Here is a 16,297-nt window from a genome sequence, read left to right as displayed (position 1 = left end):
CCCGCGAGCGAAGAGCGCCGAGGTACCCGGCGCTCCTTTCGCGTGTTCCACCCCTATGTATCCAGGAAGAAGCAGCCACCGTGTCTGACCCGAACGTGAACGACGCCGTTGAGCCTCACGAGGTGGAGGCCGAGTCCGTCAAGGACGAGTTCGACGCCGTCGACACCGCGTCGGGCGACGAGGACACCGAGACCTCCGCCGAGGCCGAGGTCGAGGCTGCCGGCGCCGAGTCTTCCGAGGACGCCGAGGTCGAGTCCGAGGACGAGGACGAGGACGTCGAGGCCGCCGCCGACGAGGCGGAGACCGAAGAGGCCGAGGACGAGCCCGACATCGACCCGGTCGAGAAGCTCCGCCAGGAACTGCGTGTCCTGCCCGGCGAGTGGTACGTCATCCACACGTACGCCGGCTACGAGAACCGCGTGAAGACCAACCTGGAGCAGCGCGCCGTCTCGCTCAACGTCGAGGACTACATCTTCCAGGCCGAGGTGCCGCAGGAAGAGGTCGTCCAGATCAAGAACGGCGACCGCAAGACGATCCGCCAGAACAAGCTGCCGGGTTACGTCCTGGTCCGCATGGACCTGACCAACGAGTCCTGGGGCGTCGTCCGCAACACCCCGGGCGTCACCGGCTTCGTCGGCAACGCCTACGACCCGTACCCGCTGACCCTGGACGAGATCGTCAAGATGCTCGCCCCGGAGGCCGAGGAGAAGGCCGCCCGCGAGGCCGCCGAGGCCGAGGGCAAGCCGGCGCCGCAGCGCAAGGTCGAGGTCCAGGTGCTGGACTTCGAGGTCGGCGACTCGGTCACCGTCACCGACGGTCCGTTCGCCACGCTGCAGGCCACGATCAACGAGATCAACGCCGACTCGAAGAAGGTCAAGGGCCTGGTCGAGATCTTCGGCCGCGAGACGCCGGTCGAGCTGTCCTTCGACCAGATCCAGAAGAACTGAATCCAGCAGGACTGGCCTTCTGGCTCACCAACGTCCGAGCAGGTCAGACGGTTGCTCCGGCAAGCGTCTGACCTGCTCGGTTTTTAGCCGCACATCCATACCCGCTATCGTTGTGCGGTATGCCTGCGTCCGGGTTGTCGCCCGGGTGTGGGCAGGACCCGAATCGAAAGGACCCGGAGAGCTATGCCTCCCAAGAAGAAGAAGGTCACGGGGCTCATCAAGCTCCAGATCCAGGCCGGTGCCGCGAACCCGGCCCCGCCGGTCGGCCCCGCGCTGGGTCAGCACGGCGTCAACATCATGGAGTTCTGCAAGGCCTACAACGCGGCGACCGAGTCGCAGCGTGGCTGGGTCATCCCGGTGGAGATCACGGTCTACGAGGACCGCTCCTTCACCTTCATCACCAAGACCCCGCCGGCCGCGAAGATGATCCTCAAGGCCGCGGGTGTGGAGAAGGGCTCCGGCGAGCCGCACAAGACCAAGGTCGCGAAGATTACGCGTGACCAGGTCCGTGAGATCGCCACCACCAAGATGCCCGACCTCAACGCCAACGACCTGGACGCCGCCGAGAAGATCATCGCCGGCACCGCCCGTTCCATGGGCGTCACGGTCGAGGGCTGACCTCCACCCCCGTAATCCAGCAGTAGTAGTGGCAGGGCCTGCTCGGCCCGGACCACGACTCCTCGATGAGCCAACAGGAGCAGTAGTGAGCAAGCGCAGCAAGTCTCTCCGCGCTGCGGACGCCAAGATCGACCGGGACAAGCAGTACGCCCCGCTCGAGGCCGTCCGTCTCGCCAAGGAGACCTCCACGACCAAGTTCGACGGCACCGTCGAGGTCGCCTTCCGCCTGGGTGTCGACCCGCGCAAGGCCGACCAGATGGTCCGTGGCACCGTGAACCTCCCGCACGGCACCGGTAAGACCGCCCGGGTCCTGGTCTTCGCGACCGGTGACCGTGCCGAGGCCGCGACCGCCGCGGGCGCCGACATCGTCGGCTCCGACGAGCTGATCGACGAGGTGTCGAAGGGCCGTCTGGACTTCGACGCCGTCGTCGCCACCCCGGACCTCATGGGCAAGGTCGGCCGCCTCGGCCGCGTCCTCGGCCCGCGTGGTCTGATGCCCAACCCGAAGACCGGCACCGTGACCCCGGACGTGGCCAAGGCCGTGACCGAGATCAAGGGCGGCAAGATCGAGTTCCGTGTCGACAAGCACGCGAACCTGCACTTCATCATCGGCAAGACGTCGTTCGACGACACCAAGCTGGTGGAGAACTACGGCGCCGCCCTGGAGGAGATCCTCCGGCTGAAGCCGTCCGCCGCCAAGGGCCGCTACATCAAGAAGGCCGCCATCAGCACCACGATGGGCCCCGGCATCCCGGTCGACTCCAACCGCACCCGCAACCTCCTCGTCGAGGAGGACCCGGCCGCGGTCTGAGCCTGAGGCTCACCCGGAGCACCGGTCCACGGGCCCCGCACCCCTTCCAGGGTGCGGGGCCCGTCCCCTTTTCCGGGCCGGTTGTCAGTGCTGTGCGTTAGCTTTCTGGTACGGGGACGACTGGGGGGCGGGTGACAGCGATGACGGGGACGGGCGGGCGGCGTCCGGCGGGGCGGGTGGCGCTCACGGTGGCGGCGGTGATCGCGCTGGTGGCGCTGTGCACGGGCGCCTGCGGTCCGTCCGACGACACCCAGGGCGCCGGCGAGCGGGCGGCCGGGTCGCCGCCGGCCGCGGTGCTGGCCGGGCTGCGCGCGGCCGAGCGGGCAACGGAGCAGGCCCGTTCCGCGCGAGTGGAGTCCACGACGCGGATCGGCTCCACGATCTCCCTGACCGCGGGCGGCGCCCTCGGCTGGACCGACGACCGGGTCACCGGCACCCTCACGCTCACCTACACCGGCGGTGACCTGGCCGACAGCATGCGGCAGTTGGGCAGCGCGTCGATGGAGGCCCGCTATCTGCCGGACGCGTACTACGCGCGCATGGGCGACGCCTTCGCGGCACAGGCCGGCGGCCGGCACTGGGTGCGATACGCCTACGACGACCTGGACGACCTGGCGGGCGGCTCCGGCGCGGAGCTGGGTGACCAGATACGGGCGGCCACCCCCGACCGGTCCCTGGACCTGCTGCTGGCCTCCGACGACGTGCGGGAGGTCGGCGCGGAGCGGGTGCGCGGCCGGCTCACCACGCACTACTCGGGCACGGTCCAAGACGCCGACGCGGGGGTCACCGGCCAGACCGTCGAGGTCTGGACAGACGACCGGGACCTGCTGGTGAAGAAGGTCGAGCGGGCGACCACGTCGGACGGCGAGCTGACCCAGACCGCGTACTACCGCGACTACGGGGTGCGGGTGAGCGCCCGGAAGCCCCCGGCGGACGACACCCGGGACGTGACGGAGCTGCTGGACGGCACGGGTGGGACCGGCGGGACCGGCGGGACCGGCGGGACCAGCGGGGCGGCGGAAACCGAGGGGGAATCGACTCCTCCGCTGGGATAAGCTCACAGGGTTTTCAAAAGAATCGACAAACTGTTCCTTTTTGTTTCCTTGGGGGGAATCAATGGAGCGCGGTACAGGTAAGCGGGGCGGGGCCACCCTCGCCGGCATCGCGGCGCTGGTGCTGGCGGGCGGCGCGGTCGGCTGCGGCGCGGAGCAGGACGGGGCCGCCGAGCGGACCGTCCACCAGGTGATCACGGCGGCGTACGAGAAGACCGCCGAGGCGAAGTCCGCCAAGGTCGAGATGACCATGTCGACGCCGGCCGCGATGGAGGGCGGCGGCGACATGAGCATGAGCGGCGTGATGGGCTGGGACCCGACCGTCATGGACGTGACGATGAAGGGCTCCATGCTCGGCGCCGAGGCGGGCGCCCCGGAGCAGAGCCGGATGATCTGGCAGGACAACGTCATGTACATGGACCTGGGGGCCGAGGCCGCCAAGGAAATGGACGGCAAGCGCTGGATGAAGCTCGACCTGGCCGCCGCGGCGGAGATGGCCGGGGACGAGGCGCTGACCAAGCAGATGACGTCCGGCCTGGAGAGCATGGACCAGAACCCGGCCGACCAGCTCGCCATGCTGCTGGAGTCGCCCAACCTCAAGCACGTCGGCACCGAGAAGGTGGCCGGCGTCGAGGCGGAGCACTACAAGGGCACGCTCACCGTCAAGGAGATGATGGCGAGCAACGACAGCCTGGACGTCCTCGACGCCAAGGAGCGCAAGCAGCTCCTGGACGGCACCGAGCAGGCCGGCATCAAGGGTTACGACACCGAGGTGTGGGTCAACGAGGACGACCTGCCGGTCCGTATGGACGTGACGATGGAGTCCCCGGACGGCGACATCGACATGAGCATGAAGTTCTCGGACTACGGCGCCAAGGCCGCGGTCGAGGTGCCGCCGGCCGGCGACACCGCCGACCTCTTCGAGAAGCTCAAGGAGATGACCGCGGCGCTGGAGGGGCTGGACGACGTGTCGTCGGACCTCGGCGGCTCCACCGAGGACCTCGACAAGGAGCTCGCCGACATCGAGAAGGAGCTGGCCGAGCTGGAGAAGACGGACACCTCCTCCGGCACCTGAGCCGCCCGCGCCCCGCTCGTCCCGACGGTCCGCGACCGGATTTGCCTGCCGGCGATCCGGTCGCGTACTCTCCTGAAGAAGCCAAAGACCGCTGGTCGTTGCCGCACGTTCGAAAGAAAGTGCGGTGGCCGAAGGATCCGCTGAACAGCGGACGACCCGCGCAGGTGTCAGTGGAGAAGCTCCCGATCAGTTCGTACCGTGCGCGTGCGAAGAACATCGGTTGAGCTACGCCCCGTGCGCCTGCGCCGGGGCGTTTCGTTTTCTCCAGTCCTCCTTCGGGTCCGCGCGGTCCGAATCACCCGGAAGGAGGCCGAGGCTCTATGGCGAGGCCCGACAAGGCTGCCGCGGTTGCCGAGCTGACGGACCAGTTCCGCAACTCGAACGCCGCCGTGCTGACCGAGTACCGCGGTCTCACCGTGGCGCAGCTCAAGACGCTGCGCCGGTCGCTCGGTGAGAACGCCCAGTACGCCGTGGTGAAGAACACGCTGACCAAGATTGCGGCCAACGAGGCCGGGATCACGACGCTCGACGACCAGTTCAATGGTCCGACGGCGGTCGCCTTCATCACCGGTGACCCGGTGGAGTCGGCGAAGGGTCTGCGCGACTTCGCCAAGGACAACCCGAATCTCGTCATCAAGGGCGGTGTCCTTGACGGCAAGGCGCTGTCCGCCGACGAGATCAAGAAGCTTGCGGACCTCGAGTCCCGCGAGGTTCTGCTCTCCAAGCTGGCCGGTGCCATGAAGGGCAAGCAGTCCCAGGCTGCCTCTGTCTTCCAGGCGCTGCCGTCGAAGCTCGTCCGCACCCTGGACGCGCTCCGTGCCAAGCAGGACGAGCAGGGCGGTGCCGAGTAATTCGGCTCGCTTTCTGACCCACGCCGCCTGAGCGCGGCAACGGTCGCAGCGGGCCCGACTACGCCCGCCTCACCCAGTACATCCGGCACCCCCTGCCGAATAGTGGAAGGACCGCCATCATGGCGAAGCTCAGCCAGGACGACCTGCTCGCCCAGTTCGAGGAGATGACCCTCATCGAGCTCTCCGAGTTCGTGAAGGCGTTCGAGGAGAAGTTCGACGTCACCGCCGCCGCTGCCGCGCCGGTCGTCGTCGCCGGTGGTGCCGCTGGTGGCGCCGCCGCCCCGGCCGAGGAGGAGAAGGACGAGTTCGACGTCATCCTCACCGGTGCCGGCGACAAGAAGATCCAGGTCATCAAGGTCGTGCGCGAGCTGACCTCCCTGGGTCTGAAGGAGGCCAAGGACCTCGTGGACGGCGCCCCGAAGCCCGTCCTCGAGAAGGTCGCCAAGGACGCCGCCGAGAAGGCCGCCGAGTCCCTCAAGGGCGCCGGCGCCTCCGTCGAGGTCAAGTAACACCTTCGCGTTCGGGTGAACAGTCCGTAGGGCTGTAACGCGTACGCACCGAAGAGCGATCATCCATCCGGGTGGTCGCTCTTCGTCGTTCCCGGGCCCCCGCCGTGGTTGCCTTGCGACCGAGTGTGTGCGGGGTATGGTGATCTTCGTCGTGTCTTCGAGCGCCCCGGTTCGGGCAAGGGGGGCCTTGACGAACCGCACGCAGCGCGCAATTCTCAGGACGCGTCGTCACAACGATCCGGGTTCCGAGGCATGGATCGACGGCGCAGAGGGAAGTATGAACCTGCGTTGAGGGCAGCTTGCCGCAGACGTTGAGAAGAGGGTAGTGAGGCGCTCCGTAGAGCGGGACTGGACATCAGTGTGCCAAGTGGCTACACTGACCCTTTGCGCTGCCTGTTAGCTGCTCCCTGCCCGTCACCAGGGGCATGCCCTCGCTTCAGCATCGATGACCGGACCGCCCCTGAGCTGGCCTGATAGCCAGAAAAGGGGAATCCGTCTCTGTGCGAGGTGGGGGACCGGTACGCGCGTAGTGAGTCCGAGCCCTCGGAAGGACCCCCTCTTGGCCGCCTCGCGCAATGCCTCGACCGCGAATACGAACAACGCTGCCAGCACCGCCCCGCTGCGCATCTCTTTTGCAAAGATCAAGGAGCCCCTCGAGGTTCCGAACCTTCTCGCGCTGCAAACCGAGAGCTTCGACTGGCTGCTCGGCAACGACGCGTGGAAGGCTCGCGTCGAGGAGGCTCTGGAGTCCGGTCACGACGTCCCCACCAAGTCCGGCCTGGAGGAGATCTTCGAGGAGATCTCTCCGATTGAGGACTTCTCCGGGTCGATGTCGCTGACCTTCCGCGACCACCGCTTCGAGCCGCCGAAGAACTCCATCGACGAGTGCAAGGAGCGCGACTTCACGTTCGCCGCCCCGCTCTTCGTCACCGCCGAGTTCACCAACAACGAGACCGGCGAGATCAAGTCCCAGACCGTCTTCATGGGCGACTTCCCGCTGATGACGAACAAGGGCACCTTCGTCATCAACGGCACCGAGCGTGTCGTGGTGTCGCAGCTGGTCCGTTCGCCGGGTGTCTACTTCGACTCCTCCATCGACAAGACGTCCGACAAGGACATCTTCTCCGCCAAGATCATCCCGTCCCGGGGTGCCTGGCTGGAGATGGAGATCGACAAGCGCGACATGGTCGGTGTGCGCATCGACCGCAAGCGCAAGCAGTCCGTCACCGTTCTCCTGAAGGCGCTCGGCTGGACGACCGAGCAGATCCTGGAGGAGTTCGGCGAGTACGAGTCCATGCGCGCCACCCTGGAGAAGGACCACACCCAGGGCCAGGACGACGCGCTGCTCGACATCTACCGCAAGCTGCGTCCGGGCGAGCCGCCGACCCGCGAGGCCGCGCAGACGCTGCTCGAGAACCTGTACTTCAACCCGAAGCGCTACGACCTCGCCAAGGTCGGCCGCTACAAGGTCAACAAGAAGCTGGGCGCCGACGCCCCGCTGGACGCCGGCATCCTGACCGTCGAGGACGTCATCGCCTCGATCAAGTACCTGGTCAAGCTGCACGCCGGGGAGACCGAGACGGTCGGCGACAACGGCTCGCCGGTCGTCGTCGAGACCGACGACATCGACCACTTCGGCAACCGCCGTCTGCGCAGCGTCGGCGAGCTCATCCAGAACCAGGTCCGTACGGGTCTGGCGCGGATGGAGCGCGTGGTGCGCGAGCGCATGACGACGCAGGACGTCGAGGCGATCACGCCGCAGACCCTGATCAACATCCGGCCGGTCGTCGCCTCCATCAAGGAGTTCTTCGGCACCAGCCAGCTGTCGCAGTTCATGGACCAGAACAACCCGCTGTCGGGTCTCACCCACAAGCGCCGGCTGTCGGCGCTCGGTCCGGGTGGTCTCTCCCGTGAGCGGGCCGGCTTCGAGGTCCGTGACGTGCACCCCTCGCACTACGGCCGCATGTGCCCGATCGAGACGCCCGAAGGCCCGAACATCGGTCTGATCGGCTCGCTCGCCTCCTACGGCCGGGTCAACGCGTTCGGCTTCGTCGAGACGCCGTACCGCCGGGTCACCGACGGTGTCGTCACCGACGAGGTCGACTACCTGACCGCCGACGAGGAGGACCGCTTCGTCATCGCGCAGGCCAACGCCACGCTCACCGACGACATGCGGTTCGCCGAGGCGCGCGTGCTGGTTCGCCGCCGTGGCGGCGAGGTCGACTACGTCACCGGCGAGGACGTCGACTACATGGACGTCTCGCCGCGCCAGATGGTGTCGGTCGCGACCGCGATGATCCCGTTCCTGGAGCACGACGACGCCAACCGCGCCCTGATGGGCGCGAACATGATGCGGCAGGCCGTGCCGCTCATCAAGAGCGAGTCGCCGCTGGTCGGCACCGGCATGGAGTACCGCTCCGCGGTCGACGCCGGCGACGTGGTCAAGGCCGAGAAGCCGGGTGTGGTCCAGGAGGTCTCCGCCGACTACATCACCACCGCCAACGACGACGGCACGTACATCACCTACCGGCTGGCCAAGTTCGCCCGCTCCAACCAGGGCACCTCGGTCAACCAGAAGGTCATCGTCGACGAGGGCGACCGGATCATCACCGGCCAGGTGCTGGCCGACGGTCCGGCCACCGAGAACGGCGAGATGGCGCTCGGCAAGAACCTGCTGGTCGCGTTCATGCCGTGGGAGGGTCACAACTACGAGGACGCGATCATCCTGTCGCAGCGCCTCGTGCAGGACGACGTCCTCTCCTCGATCCACATCGAGGAGCACGAGGTCGACGCCCGTGACACCAAGCTCGGCCCGGAGGAGATCACCCGGGACATCCCGAACGTCTCCGAGGAGGTCCTCGCCGACCTCGACGAGCGCGGCATCATCCGGATCGGTGCCGAGGTCGTCGCCGGCGACATCCTGGTCGGCAAGGTCACGCCCAAGGGCGAGACCGAGCTGACCCCGGAGGAGCGGCTGCTGCGCGCGATCTTCGGTGAGAAGGCGCGCGAGGTGCGCGACACCTCGCTGAAGGTGCCGCACGGCGAGATCGGCAAGGTCATCGGCGTCCGCGTCTTCGACCGCGAAGAGGGCGACGAGCTGCCGCCGGGCGTGAACCAGCTGGTCCGCGTCTACGTCGCGCAGAAGCGCAAGATCACCGACGGTGACAAGCTGGCCGGCCGGCACGGCAACAAGGGCGTCATCTCCAAGATCAACCCGATCGAGGACATGCCGTTCCTGGAGGACGGCACGCCGGTCGACATCATCCTCAACCCGCTGGGTGTGCCGTCCCGAATGAACCCGGGACAGGTCCTGGAGATCCACCTCGGCTGGCTCGCCAGCCGCGGCTGGGACGTCTCCGGCCTCGCGGAGGAGTGGGCCCAGCGGCTCCAGGTGATCGGCGCCGACCAGGTCGAGCCCGGCACCAACGTCGCCACCCCGGTCTTCGACGGTGCGCGGGAGGACGAGCTGGCGGGTCTGCTCCAGCACACCATCCCGAACCGCGACGGCGAGCGCATGGTGCTCCCGTCCGGCAAGGCGCGGCTGTTCGACGGCCGCAGCGGTGAGCCGTTCCCGGAGCCGATCTCGGTCGGCTACATGTACATCCTCAAGCTGCACCACCTGGTCGACGACAAGCTGCACGCCCGTTCGACCGGTCCGTACTCGATGATCACCCAGCAGCCGCTGGGTGGTAAGGCCCAGTTCGGTGGCCAGCGCTTCGGTGAGATGGAGGTGTGGGCGCTGGAGGCGTACGGCGCCGCTTACGCCCTCCAGGAGCTGCTGACCATCAAGTCCGACGACGTCACCGGCCGCGTGAAGGTCTACGAGGCCATCGTCAAGGGCGAGAACATCCCCGAGCCGGGCATCCCCGAGTCCTTCAAGGTGCTCATCAAGGAGATGCAGTCCCTGTGCCTCAACGTGGAGGTGCTGTCCTCGGACGGCATGTCCATCGAGATGCGTGACACCGACGAGGACGTCTTCCGCGCCGCGGAGGAGCTTGGCATCGACCTGTCCCGGCGCGAGCCGAGCAGCGTCGAAGAGGTCTGACGGGAGTCCGGCCGGGCTCGACTGAGCCCGGCCGGCCCCAGGACCCCCGTATCAGACCCCATGACTTACAACCCTGAGAGGGATTGACGCATAGTGCTCGACGTCAACTTCTTCGATGAGCTCCGGATCGGTCTGGCCACCGCTGACGACATCCGTCAGTGGAGCCACGGCGAGGTCAAGAAGCCCGAGACCATCAACTACCGCACCCTCAAGCCGGAAAAGGACGGACTCTTCTGCGAGAAGATCTTCGGTCCGACCCGGGACTGGGAGTGCTACTGCGGCAAGTACAAGCGCGTCCGCTTCAAGGGCATCATCTGCGAGCGCTGTGGCGTCGAGGTCACCCGCGCCAAGGTGCGCCGTGAGCGGATGGGCCACATCGAGCTGGCCGCTCCCGTCACGCACATCTGGTACTTCAAGGGCGTCCCGTCGCGCCTCGGTTACCTGCTGGACCTCGCCCCGAAGGACCTGGAGAAGGTCATCTACTTCGCGGCGTACATGATCACGTTCGTGGACGAGGAGCGCCGCACCCGCGACCTGCCGTCGCTGGAGGCGCACGTCTCCGTCGAGCGCCAGCAGATCGAGCAGCGCCGTGACTCCGACCTGGAGGCCCGCGCCAAGAAGCTCGAGACGGACCTCGCCGAGCTGGAGGCCGAGGGCGCCAAGGCCGACGTGCGCCGCAAGGTGCGCGAGGGTGCCGAGCGTGAGATGAAGCAGCTGCGCGACCGCGCGCAGCGCGAGATCGACCGCCTCGACGAGGTGTGGAACCGGTTCAAGAACCTCAAGGTCCAGGACCTGGAGGGCGACGAGCTGCTCTACCGCGAGCTGCGCGACCGGTTCGGCACCTACTTCGACGGCTCGATGGGCGCCGCCGCGCTGCAGAAGCGGCTGGAGTCCTTCGACCTCGACGAGGAGGCCGAGAAGCTCCGCGAGATCATCCGTACCGGCAAGGGCCAGAAGAAGACCCGTGCGCTCAAGCGCCTGAAGGTCGTCTCCGCGTTCCTGCAGACCAGCAACAGCCCCAAGGGCATGGTGCTGGACTGCGTGCCGGTCATCCCGCCGGACCTGCGGCCGATGGTGCAGCTGGACGGTGGCCGCTTCGCGACCTCCGACCTGAACGACCTGTACCGCCGTGTCATCAACCGCAACAACCGCCTGAAGCGGCTTCTCGACCTCGGCGCGCCCGAGATCATCGTGAACAACGAGAAGCGCATGCTCCAGGAGGCGGTCGACGCCCTCTTCGACAACGGCCGTCGTGGCCGGCCGGTGACCGGTCCGGGCAACCGTCCGCTGAAGTCGCTGTCCGACATGCTCAAGGGCAAGCAGGGCCGCTTCCGGCAGAACCTGCTCGGCAAGCGCGTGGACTACTCCGCGCGTTCCGTGATCGTCGTCGGTCCGCAGCTGAAGCTGCACCAGTGCGGTCTGCCGAAGGCGATGGCGCTGGAGCTGTTCAAGCCGTTCGTGATGAAGCGCCTGGTCGACCTGAACCACGCGCAGAACATCAAGAGCGCCAAGCGGATGGTCGAGCGCGGCCGGACCGTGGTGTACGACGTCCTCGAAGAGGTCATCGCCGAGCACCCGGTGCTGCTGAACCGTGCGCCCACCCTGCACCGCCTCGGCATCCAGGCCTTCGAGCCGCAGCTGGTCGAGGGCAAGGCCATCCAGATCCACCCGCTCGTCTGCACCGCGTTCAACGCGGACTTCGACGGTGACCAGATGGCCGTGCACCTGCCGCTGTCCGCGGAGGCGCAGGCCGAGGCCCGCATCCTGATGCTGTCCTCGAACAACATCCTGAAGCCCGCCGACGGCCGTCCGGTGACGATGCCGACCCAGGACATGGTCCTCGGTCTGTTCTTCCTCACCACCGACGGCGAGGGCCGTGACCTCAAGGGCGAGGGCCGCGCGTTCGGCTCCGCCGCCGAGGCGATCATGGCCTTCGACGCCGGCGAGCTGTCGCTCCAGTCGAAGATCGACATCCGCTTCCCGGTGGGCACCATCCCGCCGCGCGGCTGGCAGCCGCCGGCCCGTGAGGAGGGCGAGCCCGAGTGGCAGCAGGGTGATGTCTTCACCCTGCGCACCACGCTGGGCCGCGCGCTCTTCAACGAGCTGCTGCCGGAGGACTACCCGTTCGTCGACTACGAGGTCGGCAAGAAGCAGCTCTCCGAGATCGTCAACGACCTCGCCGAGCGCTACCCGAAGGTCATCGTGGCGGCGACGCTCGACAACCTGAAGGCGTCCGGCTTCTTCTGGGCGACCCGCTCCGGTGTCACCGTGGCCATCTCCGACGTCGTCGTTCCCGAGGCGAAGAAGGAGATCGTCAAGGGCTACGAGGCGCAGGACGAGAAGGTCCAGAAGCAGTACGAGCGCGGTCTGATCACCAAGGACGAGCGCACCCAGGAGCTCATCGCGATCTGGACCAAGGCGACCAACGAGGTCGCCGAGGCGATGAACGAGAACTTCCCGAAGACCAACCCGATCTTCATGATGGTGAACTCGGGCGCACGAGGCAACATGATGCAGATGCGTCAGATCGCCGGTATGCGTGGTCTGGTGTCGAACGCCAAGAACGAGACGATCCCGCGTCCGATCAAGGCCTCGTTCCGTGAGGGTCTGTCCGTGCTGGAGTACTTCATCTCCACGCACGGTGCCCGTAAGGGTCTGGCGGACACCGCGCTGCGGACCGCCGACTCGGGTTACCTCACCCGTCGTCTGGTCGACGTCTCCCAGGACGTCATCATCCGCGAGGAGGACTGCGGCACCGACCGCGGTCTGCGCCTGAAGATCGCCGACCGGCAGGACGGCGTGCTGCTCAAGGCGGAGGACGTCGAGACGTCCGTGTACGCGCGCTGCCTCGCCGAGGACATCGTGGTCGACGGCAAGGTGCTGGCCCCGGCCGGCACCGACCTCGGCGACGTGCTCATCGACGAGCTGGTCAAGCACGGCGTCGAGGAGGTCAAGACCCGCTCGGTGCTGACCTGCGAGTCCGCCGTCGGCACCTGCGCGATGTGCTACGGCCGTTCGCTGGCCACCGGCAAGCTGGTCGACATCGGTGAGGCGGTCGGCATCATCGCCGCCCAGTCCATCGGTGAGCCCGGCACCCAGCTGACGATGCGTACCTTCCACACCGGTGGTGTGGCCGGTGACGACATCACCCAGGGTCTGCCGCGTGTCGTCGAGCTCTTCGAGGCCCGTACCCCGAAGGGTGTCGCCCCGATCTCCGAGGCCAGTGGCCGGGTGCGGATCGAGGAGACCGAGAAGACCAAGAAGCTGGTCGTCACCCCGGACGACGGCAGCGACGAGACGGCGTTCCCGATCTCGAAGCGGGCCCGTCTCCTGGTGGGCGAGGGCGACCACGTCGAGGTGGGCCAGAAGCTCACCGTGGGTGCCACCAACCCGCACGACGTGCTGCGCATCCTCGGTCAGCGGGCCGTCCAGGTCCACCTGGTCGGCGAGGTGCAGAAGGTCTACAACTCGCAGGGCGTGTCGATCCACGACAAGCACATCGAGATCATCATCCGGCAGATGCTGCGCCGCGTGACGATCATCGAGTCCGGCGACGCGGAGCTGCTGCCCGGCGAGCTGGTCGAGCGGTCGAAGTTCGAGACCGAGAACCGTCGGGTGGTCCAGGAAGGCGGTCACCCGGCCTCGGGTCGTCCGCAGCTGATGGGTATCACCAAGGCCTCGCTGGCGACGGAGTCCTGGCTGTCGGCGGCGTCCTTCCAGGAGACGACGCGAGTGCTCACGGACGCGGCGATCAACGCCAAGTCCGACTCGCTCATCGGCCTCAAGGAGAACGTCATCATCGGTAAGCTCATCCCGGCCGGTACGGGTCTGTCCCGCTACCGCAACATCCGGGTGGAGCCGACCGAGGAGGCCAAGGCCGCGATGTACTCGGCGGTCGGCTACGACGACATCGACTACTCGCCCTTCGGGACGGGGTCGGGTCAGGCTGTTCCGCTGGAGGACTACGACTACGGTCCGTACAACCAGTAGGGCCAGGGTCTGACGTACTGAAGGGCGGTCACCTCGCGGGGTGGCCGCCCTTCGGCGTGCGTGCGGGTTCAGCGGGCGGTCAGTTCCAGGGCGGTGACCACCGCCGTGGCCAGGGCGGCCAGGACGCCGATGCTGGCCAGCGGCCAGCGGGAGCGTTCCAGGGCGTCCAGCCGCTGCTCGTGGTCGGCGAGCTGCTTGTCGGTCTGGTCGCTGCGCTGGACCAGCAGGGCGAGGGAGCCGTCGACCCGGGCGAAGCCCGCTTCCACCGTGCCGCGCAGGCGTTCCAGTTCGACTGCCACGGTGGCTTGATCGTCGCTCATGTCGTGCTCTTCTCGGTCGCGTTCTGTTCCGGGGCCGCGGTGCGCAGCCAGGCGGGGAGGCGGGACTGTACGGCGGGCAGCGCCATCACCCGGGTCACCGCGCCGGCCACGGCCAGCGCGCCCGCGACCCAGGGCAGGCTGCGGGACAGGCCGGCCGTGTCGACCAGCGTCGGCAGCAGGACGCAGAGGGCCACGGCGGTCTGGACGACGGTGCGCAGGGTGCGTCTGGTGGTGTCGGTGGTGTCGGACACGGGCGTCACGTCCCGCTGGTGTATGGCACCTTCAGCGCCGCCCAGGAGGTGGCGCCCGGCCAGCCGTCGGCGTCGGTGCCGGTGTAGCCGAGCTTGCGCTGCCACTTGGCGTAGCTGTTCCGGTCGGCGTCGGTCCACTGGGGGCCGGGGCCGGTGGCGTACGCCGAGCAGCCGGCCGCGACCAGGCGCTTGCCCATCGCGGTGACGATCGCCGACTTGGGCTCCTGCTTGAACCAGGCGGCGCCCGGGAAGGGCTGGTACGTCGGGGTGCTGGGGGTGGGCTTCTTGCCCAGCAGCGTTTCGACGCGGGTGCGCAGGGACGGCATCGTGAAGCCGCGCGGGTCGATCTTGGCGCTGGTCCACTCCTTGTGGCCGATCACGGAGGCCGCGCTCCAGCCGTGCGCGCGGCAGATCGCGGCCGCGGTGCGGGCGATGGCGTCGAGCTGGGCGTCGGGCCAGGGGTCCTTGCCGTCGCCGAGGTTGATGCACTCGAAGCCGTAGAAGTGGGTGTTGCCGTCGGTGTTCTGCTGGTTGGGGGCCGGCAGGGTGGTGCGCTCGGCGACGACGGCGGCCAGGACGTCGGCGTCGCCGCTGCCGGCGTGGTTGGCGCGGCCGTTGCCGACCAGGTACACCGTGCCGTCCTTGGCGATCACGCCGTGGCAGAGCGGGCCGGGCAGGTCGGAGCGGCCGTCGTAGCAGAGGGTGACGGAGGCGTCGGTGCCCGAGGTGACGGTGTGGTGGATCATCACGCCGTTGACCGGGCCCCAGGCACCCTTGCTGTTGCGGTTGTGGGTGCGCCAGCCGGTGTGTTCGACGACGGTGACGCCTTCGGCCTTCAGGGCGGCGACCAGGGCGGCGGCGGTGAGTGGCGTGGACATGGGTCCTCCGGTGGTGGGTCGGGGCCCGCCGCGCCGCCGTCCGGACGGGACGGCGGCGCGGCGGGACGGGGGGAGGGGGATCAGGCGGTGTACGGGACCTTCAGGGCGTTCCACGAGGTGGCGCCCGGCCAGCCGTCGGCGTCGGCGCCGGTGTAGCCGAGCTTCTGCTGCCACAGGGTGTACGAGGCGCGGTCGGCCTCGCTCCACTGCGGGCCGGGGCCGGTGGCGTACGCCGAGCAGCCCTCGGCGACGAGCCGGCCGCCCATCGCGGCGACGATGGTGGAGTTCGGGGCGGACTTGAAGAAGGCGTCGCCGGGGAACGGCTGGTAGCGGGTGGCGCTGCCGCCCGGCGTGGCGGCCAGCAGGGCGGCGATCCGGGTGCGCATCGACGCCATCGAGAAGCCCTTGGGGTCGATCTTCCGGAAGGTCCACTCCAGGTGGCCGATGACGGAGGCGGCGCCCCAGCCGTGGGCGCGGCAGATCGCGGCGCAGACCCGGGCGACCGCCTCCAACTGGGCTTCCGGCCACGGGTCGGAGCCGTCGCCGAGGTTTATGCACTCGAAGCCGTAGAAGCGGGTGTTGCCGTCGACGTCGTCCGAGTCGGGGGCGGGCAGCGCGGTCTCGGCGATCACGGCGGTCAGGACGTCGGTGTCGCCGAGCCCGGCGTGGTTGGCGCGGCCGTTGCCGACCAGGTACACCGTGCCGTCCTTGGCTATGACGCCGTGGCAGAGCGGGCCGGGCAGGTCGGTGGTGCCGTCGTAGCAGAGGGCGACGGAGGCGTCGGTGCCGGAGGTGACGGTGTGGTGGACCATCACGCCGTTGACCGGGCCCCAGGCCCCGGCGCTGTTGCGGTTGTGGGTGCGCCAGTCGCCGTGTTCGACGACGGTGACGCCCTCGGTGGTCAGGGCGGCGACGAGGGTGTCGGCGGTGAGGGGTGTGGCCATCATGGC

General features: G+C 68.3%; 13 protein-coding genes. 9 read left to right on the top strand and 4 right to left on the bottom strand.

Going from position 1 to position 16,297, the window contains the following annotated elements:
* Nucleotides 1-80 precede the first annotated feature (80 nt).
* From nusG to AB0G32_RS04010, 9 genes are all read left to right on the top strand, one after another.
* Nucleotides 81-947, top strand: coding sequence for a transcription termination/antitermination protein NusG (gene nusG, locus AB0G32_RS04050; RefSeq protein ID WP_361157743.1), 867 nt, complete (start codon nt 81-83; stop codon nt 945-947).
* A 183-nt stretch (nt 948-1,130) separates the two neighbouring features.
* Nucleotides 1,131-1,565, top strand: coding sequence for a 50S ribosomal protein L11 (gene rplK / locus AB0G32_RS04045; protein ID WP_006130605.1), 435 nt, complete (start codon nt 1,131-1,133; stop codon nt 1,563-1,565).
* An 85-nt stretch (nt 1,566-1,650) separates the two neighbouring features.
* A complete protein-coding gene (gene rplA, locus AB0G32_RS04040; RefSeq protein ID WP_361157741.1) occupies nt 1,651-2,376 on the top strand; it encodes a 50S ribosomal protein L1 in 726 nt (241 codons plus the stop codon).
* A 140-nt stretch (nt 2,377-2,516) separates the two neighbouring features.
* The gene (locus AB0G32_RS04035; protein ID WP_361157739.1) at nt 2,517-3,431 is read left to right on the top strand and encodes a hypothetical protein; all 915 of its coding nucleotides are present in this window, start codon (nt 2,517-2,519) and stop codon (nt 3,429-3,431) included.
* A 61-nt stretch (nt 3,432-3,492) separates the two neighbouring features.
* Entirely contained in the window at nt 3,493-4,503 is a 1,011-nt protein-coding gene (locus tag AB0G32_RS04030; protein WP_361157737.1) for a DUF6612 family protein, read from the top strand.
* 320 nt (nt 4,504-4,823) lie between these two features.
* Nucleotides 4,824-5,354, top strand: coding sequence for a 50S ribosomal protein L10 (gene rplJ / locus AB0G32_RS04025; protein ID WP_361157735.1), 531 nt, complete (start codon nt 4,824-4,826; stop codon nt 5,352-5,354).
* Between the two features lie 119 nt (nt 5,355-5,473).
* On the top strand, nt 5,474-5,863 hold the full coding sequence (gene rplL, locus AB0G32_RS04020) for a 50S ribosomal protein L7/L12 (RefSeq protein WP_361157733.1): 390 nt from the start codon (nt 5,474-5,476) through the stop codon (nt 5,861-5,863).
* A 559-nt stretch (nt 5,864-6,422) separates the two neighbouring features.
* Entirely contained in the window at nt 6,423-9,908 is a 3,486-nt protein-coding gene (rpoB, locus tag AB0G32_RS04015; protein ID WP_361157730.1) for a DNA-directed RNA polymerase subunit beta, read from the top strand.
* A 93-nt stretch (nt 9,909-10,001) separates the two neighbouring features.
* Nucleotides 10,002-13,898, top strand: a complete 3,897-nt coding sequence (locus AB0G32_RS04010) for a DNA-directed RNA polymerase subunit beta' (RefSeq protein WP_361157728.1) — start codon at nt 10,002-10,004, stop codon at nt 13,896-13,898.
* A gap of 68 nt (nt 13,899-13,966) precedes the next feature.
* Here AB0G32_RS04010 and AB0G32_RS04005 read toward each other — a convergent pair whose 3' ends face one another.
* From AB0G32_RS04005 to AB0G32_RS03990, 4 genes are all read right to left on the bottom strand, one after another.
* Nucleotides 13,967-14,218: a hypothetical protein gene (locus AB0G32_RS04005; RefSeq protein ID WP_361157726.1), complete on the bottom strand. Its 252-nt coding sequence runs from the start codon at nt 14,216-14,218 to the stop codon at nt 13,967-13,969.
* Complete coding sequence (locus AB0G32_RS04000) at nt 14,215-14,478, bottom strand: hypothetical protein (RefSeq protein WP_361157723.1); 264 nt, start codon at nt 14,476-14,478, stop codon at nt 14,215-14,217. The genes AB0G32_RS04005 and AB0G32_RS04000 overlap by 4 nt, the downstream gene beginning before the upstream one ends.
* Nucleotides 14,475-15,347 (bottom strand): peptidoglycan-binding protein, encoded by an 873-nt coding sequence (locus AB0G32_RS03995; RefSeq protein ID WP_361157720.1) that lies wholly within the window; start codon nt 15,345-15,347, stop codon nt 14,475-14,477. The genes AB0G32_RS04000 and AB0G32_RS03995 overlap by 4 nt, the downstream gene beginning before the upstream one ends.
* 80 nt (nt 15,348-15,427) lie before the next feature.
* Nucleotides 15,428-16,291, bottom strand: coding sequence for a peptidoglycan-binding protein (locus AB0G32_RS03990; RefSeq protein ID WP_361157717.1), 864 nt, complete (start codon nt 16,289-16,291; stop codon nt 15,428-15,430).
* Nucleotides 16,292-16,297 lie beyond the last annotated feature (6 nt).

The organism is Streptomyces sp. NPDC023723 (genome assembly GCF_040639815.1).
Classification (GTDB): Bacteria; Actinomycetota; Actinomycetes; order Streptomycetales; family Streptomycetaceae; genus Streptomyces.
The sequence above is the reverse complement of the archived record's forward strand: the minus strand, read 5'-3'. Positions and strand labels throughout refer to the sequence as shown.